The 21,570-nt window shown below is 63.5% G+C and carries 18 protein-coding genes; 10 read left to right on the forward strand and 8 right to left on the reverse strand.

Going from position 1 to position 21,570, the window contains the following annotated elements; genetic code table 11:
- The first annotated feature begins 393 nt into the window (after positions 1-393).
- From BPHY_RS25570 to hutC (BPHY_RS25595), 6 genes are all read left to right on the forward strand, one after another.
- The gene (locus BPHY_RS25570) at positions 394-1,236 is read left to right on the forward strand and encodes a transporter substrate-binding domain-containing protein (protein WP_176061901.1); all 843 of its coding nucleotides are present in this window, start codon (positions 394-396) and stop codon (positions 1,234-1,236) included.
- A 107-nt stretch (positions 1,237-1,343) separates the two neighbouring features.
- Complete coding sequence (locus tag BPHY_RS25575) at positions 1,344-2,066, forward strand: ABC transporter permease (RefSeq protein WP_012404352.1); 723 nt, start codon at positions 1,344-1,346, stop codon at positions 2,064-2,066.
- A gap of 15 nt (positions 2,067-2,081) precedes the next feature.
- Entirely contained in the window at positions 2,082-2,834 is a 753-nt protein-coding gene (locus BPHY_RS25580) for an ABC transporter permease (RefSeq protein ID WP_012404353.1), read from the forward strand.
- A 21-nt stretch (positions 2,835-2,855) separates the two neighbouring features.
- Positions 2,856-3,647: an ABC transporter ATP-binding protein gene (locus BPHY_RS25585; protein ID WP_012404354.1), complete on the forward strand. Its 792-nt coding sequence runs from the start codon at positions 2,856-2,858 to the stop codon at positions 3,645-3,647.
- 43 nt (positions 3,648-3,690) lie between these two features.
- Positions 3,691-5,295: an HAL/PAL/TAL family ammonia-lyase gene (locus tag BPHY_RS25590; RefSeq protein ID WP_012404355.1), complete on the forward strand. Its 1,605-nt coding sequence runs from the start codon at positions 3,691-3,693 to the stop codon at positions 5,293-5,295.
- A 66-nt stretch (positions 5,296-5,361) separates the two neighbouring features.
- The gene (gene hutC / locus BPHY_RS25595; protein ID WP_012404356.1) at positions 5,362-6,117 is read left to right on the forward strand and encodes a histidine utilization repressor; all 756 of its coding nucleotides are present in this window, start codon (positions 5,362-5,364) and stop codon (positions 6,115-6,117) included.
- A 29-nt stretch (positions 6,118-6,146) separates the two neighbouring features.
- On the opposite strand, the gene hutC (BPHY_RS25600) is transcribed toward hutC (BPHY_RS25595), so the two are convergent.
- From hutC (BPHY_RS25600) to BPHY_RS25620, 5 genes are all read right to left on the reverse strand, one after another.
- Positions 6,147-6,905, reverse strand: a complete 759-nt coding sequence (gene hutC / locus BPHY_RS25600) for a histidine utilization repressor (RefSeq protein WP_012404357.1) — start codon at positions 6,903-6,905, stop codon at positions 6,147-6,149.
- 104 nt (positions 6,906-7,009) lie between these two features.
- Positions 7,010-7,876 carry an amino acid ABC transporter ATP-binding protein gene (locus tag BPHY_RS25605; RefSeq protein ID WP_012404358.1) on the reverse strand — a complete coding sequence of 289 codons (867 nt, stop codon included), beginning with the start codon at positions 7,874-7,876 and terminating at the stop codon, positions 7,010-7,012.
- 39 nt (positions 7,877-7,915) lie between these two features.
- A complete protein-coding gene (locus tag BPHY_RS25610) occupies positions 7,916-8,578 on the reverse strand; it encodes an amino acid ABC transporter permease (RefSeq protein ID WP_012404359.1) in 663 nt (220 codons plus the stop codon).
- Between the two features lie 13 nt (positions 8,579-8,591).
- Positions 8,592-9,242, reverse strand: a complete 651-nt coding sequence (locus BPHY_RS25615; RefSeq protein ID WP_012404360.1) for an amino acid ABC transporter permease — start codon at positions 9,240-9,242, stop codon at positions 8,592-8,594.
- An 81-nt stretch (positions 9,243-9,323) separates the two neighbouring features.
- A complete protein-coding gene (locus tag BPHY_RS25620; RefSeq protein WP_012404361.1) occupies positions 9,324-10,163 on the reverse strand; it encodes a transporter substrate-binding domain-containing protein in 840 nt (279 codons plus the stop codon).
- A 295-nt stretch (positions 10,164-10,458) separates the two neighbouring features.
- Between BPHY_RS25620 and BPHY_RS25625 the strand changes: the two genes are divergently transcribed.
- Positions 10,459-11,466, forward strand: a complete 1,008-nt coding sequence (locus BPHY_RS25625) for an isopenicillin N synthase family dioxygenase (RefSeq protein ID WP_012404362.1) — start codon at positions 10,459-10,461, stop codon at positions 11,464-11,466.
- Complete coding sequence (locus BPHY_RS25630; protein WP_012404363.1) at positions 11,463-12,866, forward strand: FAD-binding oxidoreductase; 1,404 nt, start codon at positions 11,463-11,465, stop codon at positions 12,864-12,866. The genes BPHY_RS25625 and BPHY_RS25630 overlap by 4 nt, the downstream gene beginning before the upstream one ends.
- A 57-nt stretch (positions 12,867-12,923) precedes the next feature.
- Here the strand turns inward: BPHY_RS25630 and BPHY_RS25635 are convergent, their stop codons facing one another.
- Together BPHY_RS25635 and BPHY_RS25640 are read right to left on the reverse strand one after the other, a co-directional pair.
- Complete coding sequence (locus BPHY_RS25635; protein ID WP_012404364.1) at positions 12,924-16,322, reverse strand: alpha/beta fold hydrolase; 3,399 nt, start codon at positions 16,320-16,322, stop codon at positions 12,924-12,926.
- A 304-nt stretch (positions 16,323-16,626) separates the two neighbouring features.
- Positions 16,627-17,439, reverse strand: coding sequence for a hypothetical protein (locus BPHY_RS25640; RefSeq protein ID WP_012404365.1), 813 nt, complete (start codon positions 17,437-17,439; stop codon positions 16,627-16,629).
- Between the two features lie 372 nt (positions 17,440-17,811).
- Between BPHY_RS25640 and BPHY_RS25645 the strand changes: the two genes are divergently transcribed.
- Positions 17,812-19,641 (forward strand): ATP-binding response regulator, encoded by a 1,830-nt coding sequence (locus BPHY_RS25645; RefSeq protein ID WP_012404366.1) that lies wholly within the window; start codon positions 17,812-17,814, stop codon positions 19,639-19,641.
- 320 nt (positions 19,642-19,961) lie between these two features.
- Positions 19,962-20,279, forward strand: coding sequence for a hypothetical protein (locus tag BPHY_RS25650; protein ID WP_012404367.1), 318 nt, complete (start codon positions 19,962-19,964; stop codon positions 20,277-20,279).
- Between the two features lie 85 nt (positions 20,280-20,364).
- Here BPHY_RS25650 and BPHY_RS25655 read toward each other — a convergent pair whose 3' ends face one another.
- Positions 20,365-21,126: a response regulator transcription factor gene (locus BPHY_RS25655; protein ID WP_012404368.1), complete on the reverse strand. Its 762-nt coding sequence runs from the start codon at positions 21,124-21,126 to the stop codon at positions 20,365-20,367.
- Positions 21,127-21,570 lie beyond the last annotated feature (444 nt).

Raw genomic sequence — 21,570 nt, forward strand, 5'->3', positions numbered from 1 at the left:
ACGGTTGGGACGCTCATGCAGAAGGTTTTCGCCTGCCATACCAACGTATGACCCGACGGTCCGGCGACGGATGGCTTTCAGCGTTGCAAGGCGACCCCTCCTGGAGGGATTGGCGCCAGCGCGGTGCACGAGCCGGTACGCAAATCCCGAACATGTCTAGTCAGCTGCACCAGCCTGGCGCAGTTCGCATACCGTGCCACGACGCCCGCAGCGGCGTCGCGAGGCCTTTGGCATAGGGGCATACCCGAACAATTCAATTATTTTCGGGAAATTCAGTTGCGATCATTTTTGACCTCATGCAGACTTGTCTATACATGTCCGGCGCGAAGAGCGAAGGGACCCGTTCAGACGAAAAGGAGATTCGACGTGAAGGTGAAGAAGGCAGACCGCACTATGTTGTCGAAGGTAATGATGGGCGTGGTCCTGACGGCCGCGGCATTCGCTGGCGCGCCTGCTCAGGCAAAGGAATGGAAGTCCGTGACGATCGCGCTGGAAGGCGGCTACGCGCCGTGGAATCTCACGTTGCCGGGCGGCAAGCTGGGCGGCTTCGAGCCGGAGCTGGTTGCGAACCTGTGCCAGCGCATCAAGCTGCAGTGCAACCTGGTTGCGCAAGACTGGGACGGCATGATCCCCGGCCTGCAGGCAGGCAAATTTGACGTGCTGATGGACGCGATCTCCATCACGCCGGAGCGCGAAAAGATCATCGCGTTCTCGCGGCCTTACGCGGCGACGCCCGCGACCTTCGCGGTCTCCGATACGAAGATTCTGCCGAAGGCGACGCCGAACACGCCCGTCGTCAAGCTGACGGGCGACATGAAGACCGATCAACCGACTGTCGACGCATTGCGCAAGCAGTTGAAGGGCAAGACGATCGGCATCCAGTCGGGCACCGTGTACACGAAGTTCATCAACGACGGCTTCAAGGACATCTCCACGATCCGCGTGTACAAGACTTCGCCGGAACGTGACCTCGATCTGGCGAACGGCCGCATCGATGCATCGTTCGACGACGTCACGTACTACGCCGCCAACGCGGACAAGAAGGAAGGGGCGCAGATCTCGATGGCGGGGCCGAAGATCGGCGGCCCGATCTGGGGTCCGGGCGAAGGTCTCGCGTTCCGCAAGCAGGACGCCGATCTGAAGGCGAAATTCGACACCGCCATCGCGGACGCGCTCAAGGACGGCACCGTGAAGAAGCTCTCCGACAAGTGGTTCAAGACCGACGTCACGCCTTGATCGATTGCCATATGCGCGCGCTGCCATTGCGCGCGCCTGTTCGAACGACCTGTTGCGATGCTGCATCGGAACAGGTCATCAGCGAAAGCAGGGATGAGGAGTAGATCATGGCTCTGATCGAGACGCTCGGCTTCGGGCAAGAAGGCTGGGGCGGCGTATTGCTGCTCGCGGCATTGATGACCGTGGCGTTGACGCTCGCGGCGCTCGCCGTCGGCGCCCTGTTCGGCGCGATCGTCGCGGCGGCGAAGCTGTCGCGCTATCGCACGGCGCGCGTGCTCGGCGATCTGTACACGACGGTGTTTCGTGGCGTGCCCGAACTGCTCGTCATCTACCTGTTCTATTTCGGCGGGTCGACGCTCGTGACGACGGTGGGCCAATGGTTCGGCGCCGAAGGTTTCGTCGGTGTGCCGCCGTTCGTGATCGGCGCGCTCGCGGTCGGCATGATCTCTGGCGCGTATCAGGCCGAGGTCTATCGGTCAGCGGTGCTGGCCGTGTCGAAAGGCGAGCTCGAGGCTGCGCGTTCGATCGGCATGCCGACCATGACGATGGCCCGCCGCATTCTGATTCCGCAAGTGCTGCGTTTCGCGCTGCCCGGCATCGGCAACGTGTGGCAACTGAGCCTGAAAGACTCCGCGCTGATCTCGGTGACGGGGCTCGCGGAATTGCTGCGCGCCAGCCAGATCGCAGCCGGTTCGACGCATCAGTACTTCCTGTTCTTCGTCGTCGGCGGTGCGCTGTATCTGGTGATGACGGGCATTTCGAATCGCGTCTTCAACCACGCAGAAGCACGCGTGGGCCGATCCTTCCGGCGCAACTTCGCGCGCAACTGACGACGGAGCGCCACCATGTCTTTTGATTTCGACTTTCTGTTCGACACGTTGCGCCAGCTGCTCGGCGCCGTGCCGACCACGCTGGGGCTGTTTTTTTCATCGCTGGTGCTGGGCGGTCTGCTGTCGCTCGTGATCGTCACCATGCGCGTGTCGCCGCACTGGCTGCCCAATCGCTTTGCACGTGCGTACATTCTCGTGTTTCGCGGTTCACCGCTGCTGATCCAGATGTTTCTCGTTTATTACGGGCTTGGCCAGTTCGGCGTGATCCGCGAGAGCTTTTTATGGCCTGTGCTGCGCGAGCCTTATGTGTGCGCGGTGCTCTCGCTTGCATTGTGCACGGCAGGCTATACGGCGGAAATCATTCGCGGCGGTCTGATGGCCGTGCCTGTCGGACAGATCGAAGCGGGTTACTCGATCGGCCTGTCGGGCTTCTCGCTCCTGCGCCGCATCATCGGCCCGATTGCGTTGCGCCAGTGCCTGCCCGCGTATTCGACGGAGGCCGTGCTGCTCGTCAAGTCGACCGCGCTCGCGAGCCTCGTCACCGTATGGGAAGTGACGGGCGTCGCGCAGCAGATCATCCAGCAGACGTACCGCACGACAGAAGTGTTCATCTGCGCCGCGTTGATCTATCTGTTCCTGAACTTTGTCGTCGTGCGCCTGCTCGGCCTGCTCGAACGGCGTCTGTCGCGGCATCTGCGCGCGATGCCCGTGAACGCCGCGCCCCGCGCGATCGCACCCGCCACCGAAGCACGTCGTGCCGCACACTGACGGCCCATTCCGGAGAATCCCATGAACGCTACGGCACCCGTTGCACTGTCGGTCAAGAACATTCACAAGTCGTTCGGCGACCATCACGTCCTGAAGGGTATTTCGCTTGACGCGCATGAAGGCGACGTCATTTCGATTCTCGGCGCGAGCGGGTCGGGCAAGAGCACGTTCCTGCGCTGTCTGAACCTGCTCGAAACGCCGGATGACGGCAGCGTCGCGCTCGCGGGCGAGACATTGAAGATGAAGCGCCGCAAGGACGGCAAGTTTCAGCCGGACGATCGCAAGCAGGTCGATCGCATCCGTTCGCAACTCGGCATGGTGTTTCAGAACTTCAATCTGTGGTCGCACATGACGGTGCTCGAGAACCTGATCGAAGGGCCGATGCGCGTGCAGAAGCGCAGCCGCGCGGAAGCCGTCGAAGAGGCGGAAGCGCTGCTCGCGAAAGTCGGTCTTGCTGAAAAGCGCGGACATTATCCTGCGCATCTGTCGGGCGGTCAGCAGCAGCGCGTCGCGATTGCCCGCGCGCTGGCGATGCATCCAAAAGTGATGTTGTTCGACGAGCCGACTTCGGCGCTCGACCCCGAACTCGTCGGCGAAGTGCTGCGAGTCATGCGCTCGCTCGCCGAAGAAGGCCGCACGATGCTCGTCGTCACGCACGAAATGGGCTTTGCGCGCCACGTGTCGAATCGTGTGATGTTCCTGCATCAGGGGCAGACGGAATGCGACGGCACGCCGGACGAAGTATTCGGTGAACTCAAATCCGAGCGCTTCAAGCAGTTCGTCTCGAGCCATCATTCGCGCACGACGAACTGAAGCAACCGACCCATGCAGTACATGTGACGATAAAGGCAAGATCATGGCGGTCATCCGAACCGAGCGTCCTCTGAACTGGCGCGAACTGGCGGCAGTTGCGGCTGGCGAGCCGCTCGTCCTGTCCGAAGCAGCGCGTGCGCGCATCGCGGCGGCGCGCGTGCTAGTCGAACAGATCGTCGAGCGAGGCATTCGCGCCTATGGGGTGAACACAGGTGTCGGCGCGTTGTGCGATGTGATCGTGTCGCCGTCGGAGCAGCGCGCACTGTCGCGCAACATCCTGATGAGCCATGCGGTCGGCGTCGGTGCGCCGCTCGGCGTGGCCGAGACGCGCGCGATCATGGCGGCCGCCATCAACAACTTTGCGCATGGCCACTCGGGCGTGCGCCTCGAAATCGCGGATCAGCTCGTCGCCTTGCTCGATGCGGGCTATATCCCCGAAGTGCCTGCATTCGGCTCGGTCGGTTATCTCAGCCATATGGCGCATATCGCGTTGGTGTGCATCGGCGAAGGCAATGTGCGTCACGGCAGCGAGCGCATCAGCGGGCGCGATGCGCTCAGTCGGCTCGGGCGCGAGCCGCTCGTGCTCGAAGCGAAGGAAGGTCTCAGCCTCATCAACGGCACCCCTTGCGTGACGGGTCTCGCGGCGCTCGCGTTGGCGCGGGCCGAACGCGTGCTCGACTGGACCGATGCGATCGCTGCGATGAGCTTCGAAAATCTGCGCGGACAACTCGCTGCGTTCGATGCCGATTCGCTCGCGCTGCGCGTGTCGCCCGGCTTGAATCTGGTCGGCGAACGCATGCGCAATGCGCTTGCCGAAAGCGGGATTCTCGCGTCGGTGGTCGGGCAGCGCACCCAGGACCCCTTGTCGATGCGCACGATCCCGCACGTGCATGGCGCCGCGCGCGACGTGCTCGACGCAACCGCCGAAGTCGTGAATCGCGAACTTGCGTCGATCACCGACAATCCGATCGTCGCGGGCACGCCGGATGCGCCGCGTGTGTATTCGCAGGCGCACGCGGTGGGCGCATCGATCGCGCTCGCGATGGATAGTCTTGCGACGGCCATCGCGCAAGTCGCGGCAATGGCCGAGCGGCGTCTCGACCGGCTCGTGAATCCGCTCGTGAGCGGCTTGCCCGCGTTTCTCGCCCAGCCGGGCGGCACATGTTCGGGTTTCATGATTGCGCAGTACACGGCCGCTTCGCTCGTCGCGCAAAACCGGCGGCTGGCCGCGCCCGCGAGTCTCGATGGCGGCATCACGTCAGGCTTGCAGGAGGACCATCTGTGTCACGCGACGCCCGCTGCGTTGAAGGCATTGGAGATTGTCGACAACACCGGCCGCATCATTGCAATCGAATTGCTGGCCGCCGCGCAGGCCTACGATCTTCAGACCGTCGACGCGCCGCGTGCGCCGCACACGGATGCGTTGTGGCGTCGCGTGCGCGCGATCGTGCCGACATATCGCGATGACCGTCCTCTCGCGGACGACATGGCCGTCGCATTCCGGATGATCGGCGAAGCGGCGCCGCCGCTGCCGCCTGCTTCGGGCGATGTGCCTTCGACGGCGCGCGCGGATCATGCGGGCTTTGCCGCGCATGCCGCGAACGACCCGACGGGCGCCGCACCGCAGGCGCCGCAATCGGCTGCATGAGCGCCGCTCACGTGGCGCGCAAGTGACGCATAAGAGATGGGCTCAATCCACGAGGTCGACGACAACATGACGATAAACGCGCACCTGGAGACAGCGGAACATCAATCCGCCGGCGCACGCACGACGTCCGGCAAGACAATGCCCGCCTACGAGCAGATCAAGCGCTATGTCATCGCGCGAATTGAAGAGGGCGTGTGGAAACCGGGCGGGCTGATTCCATCGGAAGCCGAGCTGGTGAAGGAATTCGGCGTGGCGCGCATGACGGTGTCGCGCGCATTGCGCGAACTGACGACCGAACGCGTGCTCACACGCGTGCAAGGGTCGGGCACCTACGTCGCGCCGCGGCGCTATGAATCGACGGTCCTCGAAATCCGCAATATCGCCGATGAAATTGCAGCGCGCGGACATCGGCATTCGGCGCGCGTGTTGACGCTCGAATCGAGCGACGATCCACTCGCGCTCGATGCGCTGGCGCTCGCCAAAGGCTCCGTGTTCCATTCGCGCATTGTGCATTACGAAGAGAACGAGCCGATCCAATACGAAGACCGCTATGTGAATCCGCGCGTGTTTCCGGACTATCTGAACCAGGACTTCACGGTCGAAACGCCGAATCATTACATGGTGCGCCTCGCCCCCATTCAGCGTGCGGACTTTCGCATCTACGCGCAGAAGCCGAATGCGCACGTGCGCCGCCATCTGATGATGGAAATTGGCGAACCGTGCCTGATGCTGCAGCGCAGGACATGGGTCGGCGAGCATGTCGCGACGTCCGTGCAGCTATGGCATCCCGCTTCGCGGTTTCATCTGGCGGGGAACGTCTAGCGCATCTTGTAGCGTGTCCCGTGTCTTCGCTAGCCTTGGCGTTGCGACGTATCAGGTGCGAAGCGGCAACCCAGCCGGTAACGCGTGCCCGGATGCACGAAGCGCGCGAAGGTGACCGCGACGCCGCTCGTCCACGTGCGGCGCATCAGCGTGAGGCACGGCTCTTCGGGCGCGATCTGCAGGAGTTCGGCTTCGGCGCGGCCCGGCAGGCCCGCGTCGACGACATGCTCGACATCGTGTGCGGGCACGACGCTGAACAGATACTCCGAAGGCCGTATCGTCGAAAAGTCCTGCTCGATGAAATCCGGCGCGATGGCGGGATTCACGTAACGGTCTTCGAGTTGAACGGGCAAGCCGTTCTCGCGATGCACGCAGATCACATGAAACACCGACGCGCCCGGCGGCAGCCCTAACGCATTCGACACATTGACGGGCGCCACCTCGCGCTGCAACAGCACGGTCTGATAGCTGTATTCGTGGCCGCGCGAGCGAATTTCATCGCCGATATGCGCGATCATCAGCAGCGTCGACTGCGGCTTGGTTTCGGCGACGAACGTGCCGACACCCGATACGCGCGTCAATAGCCCTTCGTTCGTGAGTTCGCGCAACGCGCGGTTCACCGTCATGCGCGACACGCCGAGCGATTCGACAAGATCGAGTTCCGATGGGATGCGATCGCCTGCGCGGCGCTCGCCCGATTCGATCGTGCTGCGGATGTATTGCTTGACCTGTTCATAGCGCGCGGCGGGCGGCGGCCCGTCGGACGCACTCGCTGTCGTCTCGCGCACATTCGGCCTCCGCGGCTTGCGCGTTTTCGCAAGCACTCGCGTGCGTAGCTTGTCGCGGATGACGGGGGCGGGCATTGGCGCGCTGTGTCAGTGGAGGCGGGCGCTCATACCGGGTCCGCGCTGTCCGCGCCGCGCGACCAGAACGCGTTGCGGTCGAAGTAATTTTGCAGGAACTGGCGCAGACGCGGCTGGTTCGCGTCGTGAAAGACATCGTGCGGCTTGCCTTGCACGGCGATGTGCCCCTGGTCGATGAACACCACCTTGTCTGCGACCTGGGCAGCGAAGCCCATCTCGTGCGTGACCACGGCCATCGTCATGCCGTCGCGCGCAAGCTGCTTCATGACCTGCAGCACTTCGCCGACGAGTTCGGGGTCGAGCGCCGAGGTCGGCTCGTCGAATAGCATGATGTGCGGTTCCATCGCGAGCGCGCGTGCAATTGCCACGCGCTGCTGCTGACCGCCGGAGAGTTTCGCGGGATACGCATCACCCTTGTGCGCGAGACCGACCGTTTCCAGCATCGTATTGGCACGCTGTTTCGCGGCGTCGCGCGACAGATGCCGCACGCGCAGCAGTGCTTCCATCACGTTGCCGAGGGCGGTCATATGCGGCCACAGATTGAATTGCTGAAACACCATGCCGACGTTGCGGCGCACGCGATTGATCTCGCCCTGGGAAGCGCGCATGCGTTTGCCGTTGCGCTCCGTATAGCCGAGCAGTTCGCCTTCGATGCGCACGTCGCCCTGATCGTAAGTCTCGAGCGCGGCGAGGCAACGCAGCAGCGTGCTCTTGCCGGAGCCCGACGGCCCAATGATACAGACCACTTCCGAGCGGGCAATGTCGAGATCGACGCCGCGCAACACTTCAACATCGCCGAAGCGCTTGCGCAGATCGCGCACTTCGATCAGCGGTGTGCGGCCGGATTGCATCGAACCGAGGGTAGAAGAAGCGGGCATGTCGACGGGTGCATTCATGATGAGTTCCGGTCACGCTTACGGTTGACGTTCGACCCTTCAGGCCATGAAGCGGGCGATGCGTGCTTCCGCCCACATGCCGGCGCGCGACGTGAGTTCGACGAGTGCGAGATAGCACACACACAGCATCAGCAGCGTTTCGACGAACGCGAACGTCGCCGAGCCGATGCCCGTCAGGACGAAGGTCAGTTCGGGTACCGTGACGATCGACAGCACCGCGGTTTCCTTGCTGAGCACGATGATGAGATTCGTGAGCGCGGGCACGATCAGCACCAGCATTTGCGGCACCTGTATACGCAGCACCGCTTGCCAGCGCGTGAGGCCAAGGCACGATGCCGCTTCGAGATGGCCACGCGGGATCGATTGAAAGCCGGAGCGGAACGCTTCCGCGAAATAGGCGCTGCCATACAGGCCGAGACCGAGCACGCCTGCTGTCAATGGCTCGAGTGTGATACCGATGGACGGTCCGCCGTAGTAGAGCAAAAAAAGCTGCACGAGAAACGGCGTGCCGCGAAACAGTTCGATATACACGCGTAACATGCCGCGCACCCAACGCCCGCAAAAGAGTTGCAGCACGGCGATGAGGAAGCCGACCAGAAGGCCGATCGCGACGCCTGCGACCCACGTGCCGAGCGTCGTTACCAGACCGGCTGCGATTGGTTGAAGGTTGTGCGTGATGACGGTGGGATCGAATTGCTGCATCGTGCCGTCCTCATCAGGTATGCATCAGCCGATGCTCGGCGGCGTGCGCAACGAGTGCGAGCGCGCCGCAGATCACGAAATAGATCAGACCCGCTGCGAGATACGCTTCGAGCGGCCGATAGGTGCTGGCCGCGATGTTCTGCGCCGTGCGTGTGATTTCGGCCACGCCGACCACGGAAATGAGCGACGACGCCTTGATCAGCAGCACCATCTCGTTGACGAGCGAAGGCAATGTCATGCGAAACGCTTGCGGCACCTGAATGCGCCGCAGCATGTCGAGGGGAGAGAGACCCAGCATGCGCGCAGCTTCGATCTGTCCCGGCGGGATGTTCATAAAGCCGCCGCGCAGAATTTCTGCAATATACGAAGCGGAACACAGCGATACGGCGCTGATCGCGGCGACGATGGGCGATACGTTGATGCCGACGAAGGGCAGCAGGTAATAGACGAGCAGCAGTTGCACGAGCATCGGCACGCCGCGAAAGAAGAACACATACGCGCCGCCGAAGCGTTGCGCGACGAAGTTCGACGACAGCCGCGCCGAGCATACGCCGATGCCGACGAAGAAGCCGATCACGAGTCCCGTCAGCGAAATACCGATGGTCGCGAGCGCAGCTTGCAGCAGGAGCGGAAAACCTTGAGCGAAAACGTGGGCGCTGAACATGGCCTGTTGCCTGCAGGAGAGGACATGTAGACGGCGCGCTGCGCAAACGAAAACTGCGCAGCCGCCGCGCGATTCAGGGCATCAGTAGTTGGGTGTCGGCATCGTGGTGGGCGCGTCCATCGTCACGCCGAACCACTTCTTCTGCAAGGCCGCGAGACGGCCGTCGTTGTGCATCTTGACGAGCGCGGCGTTGAACGCATCGGCGAGCGGCTTGCTGTCCGCGTCCTTGCGCAGGCAGTACGCGAAGTACACCTTTGCGCCGAACGGCGGCGTCACGACGGCGAACGTTTCGGGGCGCTGCTTCGCGACATACGCGATGTTCGTCATCGAGTTGGCGACGGCAGCGATGCGGCCCGCCGCGAGGTCTGCATATGCCTGGTTGTTGTCGACGTATTCGCGCACTTCGGGCTGCTTCGGCAGCGTCGCGATGTAGGCCTTCAACTGGTCGAGTTGCGCGGAGCCTTTGCCTGCACCCACCGTCTTGCCGACGATATCCGACGACTGCTTGATGGATGCGTCGTTTGCTCGCTTGAGCAGCGCGTCGGTGGCGTCGGCGACGGGCAGTGTGTACGTGTAGCGCTCCATGCGCGCTTTCGTCACCGTGAGCGGACCGCCCACCATGTCGAACTTGCCTGCCTCGAGGCCGGGCAGCACGCTTGGCCAGGGCAGATCGATGAAGCGCACCTTCACGCCGAGTTCTTTGCCGATTTCGGCGAACAGGTCTTTATTGAAGCCTGCCTGCTGACCGTTCTCGAGAAAGTCGAACGGCGCGAACTGCATCTCCGTGCCGACGACGAGTTCGCCTGCTTTCCTGACCTTCGCGAGTTGGTCTTCCGCGTGTGCGCTGACGCTTGCAACAGATGCGGCGGCACACAACGCCACCATCGCGAGACGACACTTCCAGCCTGCAAAGATACCCATTGAGATTCTCCCGTTGGCAAAGCGGTGTCGCGCTCGACATGGCGGGGCGCGAGTCATGCGAGGCAGTATATACCGCTGCTTTTGCGTGAAAAAAATAATCGCATGCTGTCAAACCCTAATGGGGCAGGCGTACCCTGCGAAGAAGAATGAACGCGGGTGCAGCGCAACTTGCGATTGTGCTTTTGGCGGTATATACAACGTGGAACCCTCGCTTGTTCGCATGCGATGAGGCGCGCATGCGTCGCGCTTGCATCGGATCATCAGGTCAATCACTTCTCAATGAAGGAGTCTCGCGATGTCGGCCACGAGTGCAGCAACCGCGCGCATCCCCATCATCGACCTCGCCGGCGTGCGCGGCGGCGACCGCGACGCGCTCGCGCGCGCGGGCCGCGAGATCCGCGACGCGTGCACGACGATCGGCTTCTTCTACATCGTGAATCATGGTGTGCCGCAGGCGGCGATCGATCGTGCGGAAAAGGCCGCGCGCCAGTTCTTCGCCTTTCCCGTCGAAACGAAACGGCGCGTGGCCGTGAATCGGCGGCATCGCGGCTTCAATGCATTGGGCGACGCGACCATGTATCAGGCGAAGCGTCCCGACTACAAAGAGTTCTACAGCATCGGCCTCGAGCTGCCCGAGAACGACCCCGATGTGCTGGCAGGCCAGGCGTTGCGCGGGCCGAACAACTGGCCGGATTTCATGCCCGAATTGCAGCCCGCGTTGTACAGCTATTACGAGGAAGTGGGCGCGTGCGGCGCGGATCTGTTGCGCGCAGTGGCGACGGGCCTCGGCGTGAGCGAAGATTTTTTCGCATCGCGCTACACGAAGCGCATGCAGCGCACGCAAATGGTCTACTATCCGCCGCAGCCGCCGCAATCCGATGAAGAGCAGTTCGGCGTGGCGCCTCATACCGACTACGGCTGCATCACGCTGTTGTGGCAGGATCGGGTAGGCGGCCTGCAGGTGCGCGAGATCGCGAACGATACGTGGATCGACGCACCGCCCATCGAAGGCAGCTTCGTCGTGAATGTCGGCGACCTGCTGGCGCGCTGGACGAATGACCGCTTTCGTTCGACGCTGCATCGCGTGATCAACGCATCGGGCCGCGAACGTTATTCCATCGCGACGTTCTACGACCCGACCTATACGTCGCCCGTCGATCCGCACGACCTGGGCACGGCGGATGCCGACTGCAAGTACGAGCCCGTCGCAGCGGGCGACTATATTCTCGGGCGCATCAATAGTTCGATGGGCTATCGGAAGAAGCTGGCAGCAGCGCAAGGCACATCACAAGGGATCGAATGACCATGAACCAGGGTGCAACGCTTGCGTCGACATTGGCCGCGTTGCGCGAAGCATTGGGCGACGACGCTGTGCGTGTCGGCGATGAAATCGGCGAACGCCCGATGACGGACTGGACGCGTCACGAGCCGACGCGTCCCGCTGCGTTGCTGCTGCCGCGCACGACGGAGCAGGTCGCGCGTGCCCTCATGATCTGCAACGACGCTCGTCAGAGCGTGGTGCCGCAAGGCGGCATGACGGGCCTCGCGGGCGGCTCGATCCCGCGTGCTGCGGATATCGCGTTGTCGCTGGACCGGCTTGCAGGCGTCGAGGAAATCGACAGCGCGGCGGCGACCATCACGGTGCGCGCCGGTACGACGTTGCAGACGGCACAGGAAGCGGCCGCGCAAGCCGGCTTCGAACTCGCGCTCGATCTCGGCGCACGGGGTTCCTGCCAGATCGGCGGCAATCTCGCGACGAATGCGGGCGGCAATCGCGTGATTCAATCGGGCACGGCGCGCGATCAGGTGCTGGGTCTCGAAGTTGTGCTGGCGAACGGCGCAGTGCTGAGTTCGCTGAACAAGATGGTGAAGAACAACACGGGCTATGATCTCAAGCACTGGTTCATCGGCTCGGAAGGCACGCTCGGCGTGATCACGCGCGCAGTGCTGAAATTGCAGCCGCAACGGGCGTCGCGGCACACGGCGCTGGTGGCATTGCGCGATTACGGGCAGGCCGTGAACCTGCTGCGCAGGCTGTCGACGCGCTTCGGCAACGACATCGGCGCGTTCGAAATCATGTGGCCGGACTTCTTCGATTTCGGCGTGAAGCTGACGGGCACGCGTTCGCCGTTCGGCGAAGCGCATCCGTTGTACGCGTTGATCGAGCATGCGAGTTTCGATGCCGGCGACGACGGCTCACGCTTTTCAGGCGTGCTCACTGAGGCACTGGAAGAAGCCGCGATCCGTGACGCGGTGATTGCGCAGTCGGTTGCCGATACGCGCGCGCTGTGGGCCATCCGCGAGTGCACGGCGGAGTTCCCCGTCAAGCTCGACCCGATCAATTTCGACGTGAGCTTGCCGATTGGCGAGATCGGTGCGTTCGTCGATCGCTGCCGTGCCGCGCTCGATCGCAAATGGCCGAGTAACGAGTCGTACTTCTTCGGCCATATCGGCGATTCGAATCTGCATGTGACCACCGACGGGCATTCCGTCCCCGGCGTCGATCATCACGACGTGTATGCGCTCGTCTACGGCATGCTCGCACCGCTGCGCGGTTCGGTGTCGGCAGAGCATGGCATCGGCTCGCTCAAGCGCGAGTTCTTGCCCGTGTCGCGCTCGATGGAAGAACTGGCCGTCATGAAGGCGATCAAGCATGCACTCGATCCGAACGGCATTTTGAATCCGGGCAAACTGTTTTGCTGATCGCAGGCGTGAGTTCGTCATGAATGCCGCAGCATTCATGACGAACTGTCGCCGCTTTCAGTGCGCATCCAGATGCCTGACGATGGTCGGAAACACATCGAGCGCCGCGCGTTTCCCGAACACGCAATCGATGTGTCCATAGCCTTCGATCAGATGCCGCTCATAGTTGTCGGGCCCGAAACGCTCGACGAGCAGGTCGTACGTCATCTCCGTGCTGGTGGGCAGATAGCAGAGATTTTCCGTCCCGTGAATAAACGCGATCGGCAGCTTCATGCCGTCGAGGTTAGGCAGATAGACATCGTCGCCATTCGCGTCCACGACATGCCCCGCGCGCACCATCGCAGCGAGCTGGTTGAACAGCTCGACATCGTGAATACCGAATAGCTCCTGCAGATTCGCATGCAGCCTTTCGTCGAGCTGCGCGTGCTCATACAGCAGCCCATACAGGAACGTCGCGCGATGGCACACCGGGCTGTCGCAGGATTCGTCGTGCCCGACGGGGAAGAACTTCAGTGCTTCGTCGAGCAGATTGTGCGGCCACTTTTCGTGCCGCGTGTAAGCGGTCATGTCCTTGACTCCAAGATGCTGGAGGATCTGCGGTGTGTGCAGCCCCGCCTTGATCCGCTGCAACAGTCCCGGCACAGGATGCGCGGAGACTTGCGACAGTACGGCGGAACGCACGCCCTTCAGCCCCGACATCAGCGACATGCTGAACGCCAGCGCGCCCAGGCAATGGCCGAATACCTGGATCTGATCGGCGCCCGTCAACTCGCGCACCTTGGCGACGGCAGCGGGTATGTCGTAGCGCGCGATGTCGTCGGCCGTAGTGCGTTCAGTGGCGCTCGGCAGTTCGATGCTCACGCGCAGATCGACAAGCCACACGTCGTAATGCGCGGCGCACAGGAACTCGACGAGATTCGTGCCGATCAGGTCGGTCGAAAAGATGCGGCTCGATACGCCCGAACCGTGAATGAGCAGCAACGGCCCTTTGTCGCCGCCGTGATAGCGCGCAAGCCGCAGCGTCTTGCCGTCCTCGGTATCGAAGTAGGTGATCTGCGGCGCGGGCGCGCGCAACGTGCGGCGCATGCGCGGCGGGGCATCGGGGTCGAAGTACTGCAATGGCGCGGCGACGCCGCCGTATTCCGTGTAAAGCACGCCTGCAAAGAAACGGCCGAATTTCAGCGTGTAGGCGAGGCGCGTTTCGACGTCGGGCGCGTTCGTCACTTCAATCGTGCGCTGCTGCTTGAGAAAGTTCTCCGGCGTGATGACGAGTGTCGCGTGGCCGATTACCGGCGCGTCATCGGCAGCGGACTCGCGCACCTTTGCGTAGAGCGTATTGGTTTGCGTCCATAATTCCGTCAGCGACGTATGCGTGATGATCTTCTGACCGGTCAGATAGAAATGCTTGCCGTCGACGGTATCGAGCGTCATCCGGTAGTTCATGTTGCGCCGGTCGACATTCGTTTCATCGACGACGAACAGGTTGAAGATGCCGTCGTTTACGGTCATGGGCTGGGGCGACAGCGCGGTGCAGGTCAGCGTGCCGATCATATGCGCCTGATGCTGGCGGTTCGCGAGCATGTCGTCGAGATCGTCGGATACGACGGTCACGGTGAAGCTGATGGGCGTGCCTTCAGCGCGGTTGTCCTGCTGGCCTTCCGGTTTGACGTCACCTGCGTAAAACGTGCCGATCATCGTCTCGGTGAAGCGCAGGCCGATCTTCGGCGCCGGCGGCGGCGCCGTGTTGCCTGCGGAGTCATAGTCGATCTGCCAGCCGCGCGACTGCGCAAGTTGCTCACAATTGCGCTCGGCGAGGGCCGAAATGGTCAGCAGAGGGTTCACGCCGAGCGAGAGCGGCATCACCGCCCCGTCCATCACGTACAACCCCTCGTGCACCGCGTTGCCCTGCACGCCGGAAAACACACGGCCCGCCTGATCGACGACGCCATGCGCCGCATCGTCCGCCATCCCGCAGCCGCCCAGCGGATGCACGGTGACGGTGCGGTTCTGAAACATGTCGCTCGAGATCGGATTGCGCACGTACGAGCCGCCCAGCGCGCTGGTGGCTTCGATCAGCGTCTTTTCGACGGTCTCGTAGATCGGCTGCTTGCCCGCGTTCGGCCAGCTCACGCGCGGCCGGCCATCTTCGACGGTGATCTGGCCGCTTTCGTCGTCGTGCGCCATCACCAGCCATGTCTGCGTGTTGCGCATCGCGCCGTGATGCGGGCCGCGCAGGATGCTCTCGGCGATACGCGCTTCGTCCGCGAGCAGCGGCTCGCCTTCCGGATCCGGCATCTCGACGCCTTCGGCGGGCGCCGCGACGCCGAGCACGCCCATCAGGCCGAGGCCGATTGGTGACGCGATCGAGCCTTCTTCGATCACGAAGCCGTCCTTCACGTTCGGCGTGTCGCGATGGTCGATGATGCCCGCGATGCACGGGCCGACGGGCGGAATGTCGCCTGCGGGATGCGTACCCCAGCCGACGCCGTTGATCACCTTATCGGTGTTGAACGCGAACGCGAGCACGTCGCCGTTGCCCGTGAAGTGCTTGCCGAGCTGCGTCGACACGGATAGGCCGGCCTGAGCCGAACGCAGCAGGATCGCGGTCGAGCCCAGCGTGCCCGCGGAAAGAATCACGATATCGGCTGTCACGAACATTTCCGGTGCGTCGTACAGTTCGCGCTTGAGATCGGCAGGCTGATAGCGCACGCACCAGACCCCTCGCTTCTCGTCGCGCACCACCGAATGCACGGCCGCGCCCGTGAAAATCTGCGCGCCGTGCGCGACGGCGTCGGGCAGATAGTTCATGTGCGTCGAGTTCTTCGCGCCGTGATTGCAGCCCGAGTTGCAGTCGCCGCAGCCGTTGCAGCGCTTCTGGTCGACACCCGCCGCGTTCTTGCCGTCCTTGAACGTCACGGTGATGGGCGGACGGTAGAAACGGTTGCTCATATCGAGCCGTTTCGCGGACAACTCCAGAGCGTCGAGTTTCGGCAGATCGGGATAGTCGTCGGGGACGGGCGTCGCGCCGAGCATTGTCGTTGCTCGCGCGTAGCACAGCTCCAGATTCGCCTGGTCCGCGCGCACGGCGGCGGGCCAGCGCGGGTCGTCCCAAAGGCGTGCGTCGGGCTTGAGAGCGACGTTCGCGTTGATCAGCGAGGTGCCGCCGAGTCCGCAGCCGACCACGACGTTTGCATCCGGGTTCACATGCACTTCGAGCAGCGCGAGCGGCGAGCCGATCTGGGCGACGCTCGTGTTGTACTGCACCTGCGCGACACCTTCGAGTTGTGTGGCGGGAAAATCGCCCGCCATGAACTCGCGCCCGCGCTCAAGCAGGCACACGCTGCGTTTCGCACGTGCCATGCGGCTTGCGGCAATCGCGCCGCCATAGCCGGAACCCACCACCACCACCTCGTAATGGTCCTTCATCGCCGAAAGGGCGCTGGACAAGCGGTTCATTCGACCACCTCTCTTATAGGGATGTGCGCGAGGCGTGTGGAGCCCCGGCGATGGAGACGGCTCGCTGCGCGCAGCCTATTTATCCTGGACGTCGCGCAGCGAAATGCAAAGGAAAAACGCGTGTTTGGCCGTGGGATTCAAAAAGTGCCGCGACAGTCAGGCGCGAAAGCGCCTGTGCGCACGGGCGATCGTCACGTGGAACGATCAAACGCGGCGAGATTTGCAGACAGGCTCGTTCGAGGCGCCGGGCAGGCCTGCTGGATTGTCGAGTGTCAAATGTCAAACAGCGGTCGAACAGCGCAGATCAGGCGGCCGCTTCGATCATCTCTTCGATGTCGGGCGAGGTGGCCGCTTCCGTCGCTTCTGCTGCGAGCAGATTGAAGATCACGAGTATGGCCTCGCGGTTTTCAGCGTCGATTTCAATGCCGAGGTCGTCGCGCAGCCATTGCCCGATCTTGGTGTTGGAAAACTGCGCGGCGTCGTCCGTCTTCTTCATGGTGACACCGAGTTTGACGGCGCGATAGTGATAGGAGGGCACCCGATGCTGCGCGGCCACCGCCGACAGTCCGCCTTTCGCTTCCGAGCACCAGCCGAGGCTGCCCGCGAGCACGATGCGCTCGGGCGAATCGAGGGAAGCGATGAAGTCGCGCGCGGCTTCGCGCACGCGGCGCTCGCTCAGGCCGTATTGCAGCAACACGCTTTCGACGGGATCTTCGAGCGCCTGCGCCCGCAGATCGATTTCCTGCATCATGCCTTCGTGCTCCATCGACACGTTGCGCTGATGGCTCGCGCTGCGCAGGCAGTCGATCAGATAACGGCGGAAGTAAGCGCAGAGCGCATAGCTGTTGGATGGTGCGCTTTCGGGCGTCGACTTCGATTCGACGTGTCCGGGCGCAAGACGCAGCACCTTCGTATAGATGAACTGATGCACGAGCTCTTCCTTGTCTTCGCCGAGCGCATGCAATTCGAGTGGGTGATAGGTGCGCAACGCGCGCTTCACGAGGTCGTACATCGACATCATTTCGTCGTCCGTGAGCTGCGTGCGGCGGCGCCACAACTCGGGAAGCACGGCGTCATCGAGAGTGCGTGCGAAATCCTGGCTCGGAACTGCGCCCATGAAGGCCTCCATCGGTAAGGGGCAAGGCGCGCGGTAGGGGCGGGGGAATCCGCCAATGGAGCCTCGACAAACAGGCGTAAATGAAGTCTTGAAACTGAACCTTCAGAGGCTGTCGGCCGCGCTTGATCGTTGAATCGTTGAAACCAGTATGCTTTTTGCACGCGGCGCCGCCTATATGGATTAAGTCATAGCTGAAGGGTAAACCGCCGGCAGGACGGGTAAACTATCTTTAGACTGCACCGGTGCCGGTGTATGACGGACGGTGAGGAGGTTTTATTCCCCACGCCGCCGGTGTTGTTCGTGGCGGTGCAACAAAAGACGAAGCGAATCTCGCTACCGTGCCAACTCTGGCCGACACAAGGAGACCGCACGATGCGGGCCGATCCCATCCAGCGCGCCATCGACGAAGACCTCGTGCGCGTGCTGTACGCGCAGGACCCGATTGCCTTCTTCACGCACTGGTTCTCGATTGCCGTGCTGGTGGCGATCTATTGGAATAACATCCCGCATCCGCATCTTTTCGCGGCCTGCTTCATCTTCTATGGCTTCGCCAATTGCGCGAGCCTTGCGCTGTGGATGTGCAACCGGCGCTGGCCCGAAGCCGTGTCGCCGCGCACGTGGATCAACCTGCACGCGGCGCGCGGCGCGCTGCTCTATGCCGCGCCGGGCCTGGCCATCTGGTTCGCGTTCCAGAGCCCGCACACGGATCTGCCCATCCTGCACACGGTGATGCTGGTCACGCTGGCGGCGGGCGTGTTCATGTCGAACGGCTTCGACGTCGCCAACTTCGTGACGGCGATTCCCTTTCTCCTGTTGCCGGCGATCGTGCTGCACTTCGGCACGCATACATTCGACCGCACGATTCTCGCGATCGTCCTCGCGTTCTTCTTCTGCGCGATCAACGTGTACGCGCTCAGCTACCGAAAGCTGTTCCAGCGCGTCGTGCAGGCGCGCGTCGATCAGCAGGCGCTGGCCGAATCGCTCGCCGCTCAGAAACTCGTCGCCGAAGAGGCGAGCCTCGCGAAGACGCGCTTCTTCGCCGCGGCCAGCCACGATCTGCGTCAGCCGCTGCATGCAATCGGGTTGCTCGCGGCATCGTTGAACGACTCGTCGGCCACGCCCGTGCAGCACGCGAAGACGGCCAGCAACATCGCCAATAACGTCGAGGCGTTGAACCAGCTATTCAACCAGGTGCTCGATCTCGCGCGGCTCGAAAGCGGCGTCACGCAAGTCATCAGGCTGCATTTCCGGCTCTCGGAACTGTTCGACCGCGTCGGCAGCCAGTACTGGCCGCAAGCGGCCGCGAAAGGGCTGGCGCTGCGCATCGCGCCGACAGACGCGGTGATTCACGATGACCCCGTGCTGCTGGAGCGGATTTTGAGCAACCTGCTGTCGAACGCGGTGCGCTACACGGAAGCCGGCGCGATCTGGATGGGCTACCGGCGCGCGGGGCAGCGCGAGGGCGGCTATATCGAAGTGCGCGATTCGGGCATCGGCATTCCGAAGGCCGAGCAGGAGCGCATCTTCGAAGAGTTCTATCAGGTCGCCAATCCGCGGCGCGACGCGCGCCAGGGGCACGGCCTCGGGTTGCCGACCGTCAAACGGCTGGTCGAGATGCTCGGTGGCAAACTGCAATTGCGCTCCACGCCGGGGCGCGGCTCCGTGTTCCGCTTTCCCGTGCGCGCAGGCGATCCGCTGAGGATTGTCGCCGGGCTCAACGATTCGACCGTCAGCGGCGCGGCGGCGCTTGGGCGCCATGTGCTCTGCATCGACGACGAACCGGCCATCCTGGAGGGCATTGAGAGCTTGCTCGGGCGCTGGGGCTGCGTGGTGCGTGGCGTGCCCGACGAGCCTCACGCGCTGCAGGCCATCGACGAAGGCTTCATGCCCGACGCCGTTCTGTGCGATTACCAGTTGGCCAACCACCGGACAGGCGCGCAGGCGCTCGGCGCGGTGCGCGAGGCGTTGCGGGGGCGCGGCCGGGAGCGCGTCGTGACGCTGCTGATTACGGGCGACATGGCGTCGGTCGAGCTGGAAGCCCTGGCGTTGCAGGGCATTCCCGTGCTGCACAAGCCGGTGACGCCCGCGCGGCTGCGCCGCACGCTCGAGATGCTGTGGCAGCAACCGGGCGCCGTCGCGGACGCGCCAGGCGAGCGCGCGCAACGGGTGACGGCGCAACAGCCTGCCACCACGCGCGGCTGACGTCACGAGGCGCCGACGGGCGCGTTCGGGCCACCGCAATCACACGTTCATTTTCTGTGCCGTTCTGCTCGCAACGCTGGTCGTTGCGCTCCCCTCTTGCGTCAACCGCCCGCGGAACTCAATCGACGCACCGCGTCTCGTTGCCAGCCCGTTCGCCCGCTTTTTTGAGAAGTGTCTGATCGACGGGTGCCATGCCTGGCTGATGAAATAAGCCCATTCGCGATAACGGCGGCGCCGCTCGCCCGCCGCGAATGCTTTCCGGCAACCCTCGCGTCCGGCACATCGGCCCGGCGCGCCAATCGAATCAATGAGGTGTAGAAGTGGACGGACATCCTTCCGACAGGCTCGTCGCGGGCGTGCTGGCGGGCGCACTGCTGACGACCGTGTTCGTGGTCGGCATGCTGTACCTCGGCATTCCCGCCGAGCATCATGCAAACATGGCGACGCGTCTGGGCCTGCCTGTGGTGCTGTCGTGCGCATTGCTGTTTCCGATGCCGCTGCTGCATCGCACGGTGCTGCGCGAGCGCCGCAGCGAATTTCTGCTCGACGAGGATCTGAACGCGATGCTGCTCGGCCGTGCAATCGGCGTGATCGGGGGTGTGGCGCTGGGCGTTACGCTCGCGACGGAAATGCTCTGACGCGCACGCTTCGAGCGATATCAAGCGCGGCTGCCCAGACCGCGTCCTGCCGAAGGCGGCGTTCTGCCGCTTTCCTTCTCTTTCTCTAAAGCGTCTTGCCGGCTTCGAGCCAACCGTTGATCACGGCGATCGCCGTCGCGCGGTTATGCACGCCGAGAGCGCGGAAGATCACGGACAGATGGACCTTGATCGTGCCTTCGGCAACGCCCAGATCGCGCGCGATCATCTTGTTGGTCCAGCCGCGATGCACGAGCCGCATGATTTCCTGCTGACGCGGCGACAGATTCTCCAGCAAATGCTGCTGATGTGGCTGCAGCGCCTCGACTCGAACGATGGGCGCCGCATCCGGCGGCGCGGCCGTCGTTTGCGCGGCGAGGGCGCTGGCGCCCGCTGTCGAAGCGGCGTCTGCCGTCGCCGTCGCGGTTGCCGTGGCAGCATCGCGCGAGCCGAGCAGGCTGAGCGCTTCCATCGGCACATAGGCGCCGCCCGAGAGCACCAGCTCGATCGCCTTGAGCATCACGCTCGCCGGCTGACGCTTCGGCACGAAGCCGAGCGCACCTGCCGCGAGCACGGCACGCATCTCGTCCGGCGACTCTTCCGCCGACAGCACCACGACGGGCAGCGCCGGATTCTCTTTCAGCAGCACTTGCAGCGAGGAGGCGCCCGTCATGCCGGGCATGTGCAGATCGACGATGGCGAGATCGTGGTCGGCGTCGGGCCTTGCGGCGGCCGCCAGCGTTTCCCAACTGTCGGCTTCGTCGAATGTGGCGTCGGGATCGAGTCCGCGCAGCAGACCTTTGACGCCCTGGCGGATCAGTTCATGATCGTCGGCTACAAGAAACTTCATGATGGCTCCGCATTTGCCCTGCCGGTGTTGTGCCCATGTTGTCGGTCGGGACGGGAGCGGACGGCGCGCTCCCCGTTGCGCGCGCCGTCCGTCCTCAAGGCTGCGCCGCGCCCGGCTCACGCCTGCTGCGCGTCGCAACCCGCTGCACTCCCTGCGGCCCGACCAGCGGTGGGCCGTCCGTGCAGCAACAGCTTGTTGTGCTTCCCAAGCCGCGATCATATGCCTGATCGTCGGACGGGCGATACTTGTCGCGGCTGCACTGCGCCCGCCTTGCGGCAGATGCGCGCGTCCGCGCTCGATGGCGATTCGCGCTTCATTGTTCGCGCTTCATTGTTCGCGCCGGCCGCCCGGAATGCAACGGCATCGGCGTGACTTTATCAGTGTGTTCTGGTCTCGCTCGCGCAGCGTGACGGCGTGGCCGTCGCGGTTGCGCGTGTGGTTTCC

The sequence above is a fragment of the Paraburkholderia phymatum STM815 genome (assembly GCF_000020045.1).
Classification (GTDB): Bacteria; Pseudomonadota; Gammaproteobacteria; order Burkholderiales; family Burkholderiaceae; genus Paraburkholderia; species Paraburkholderia phymatum.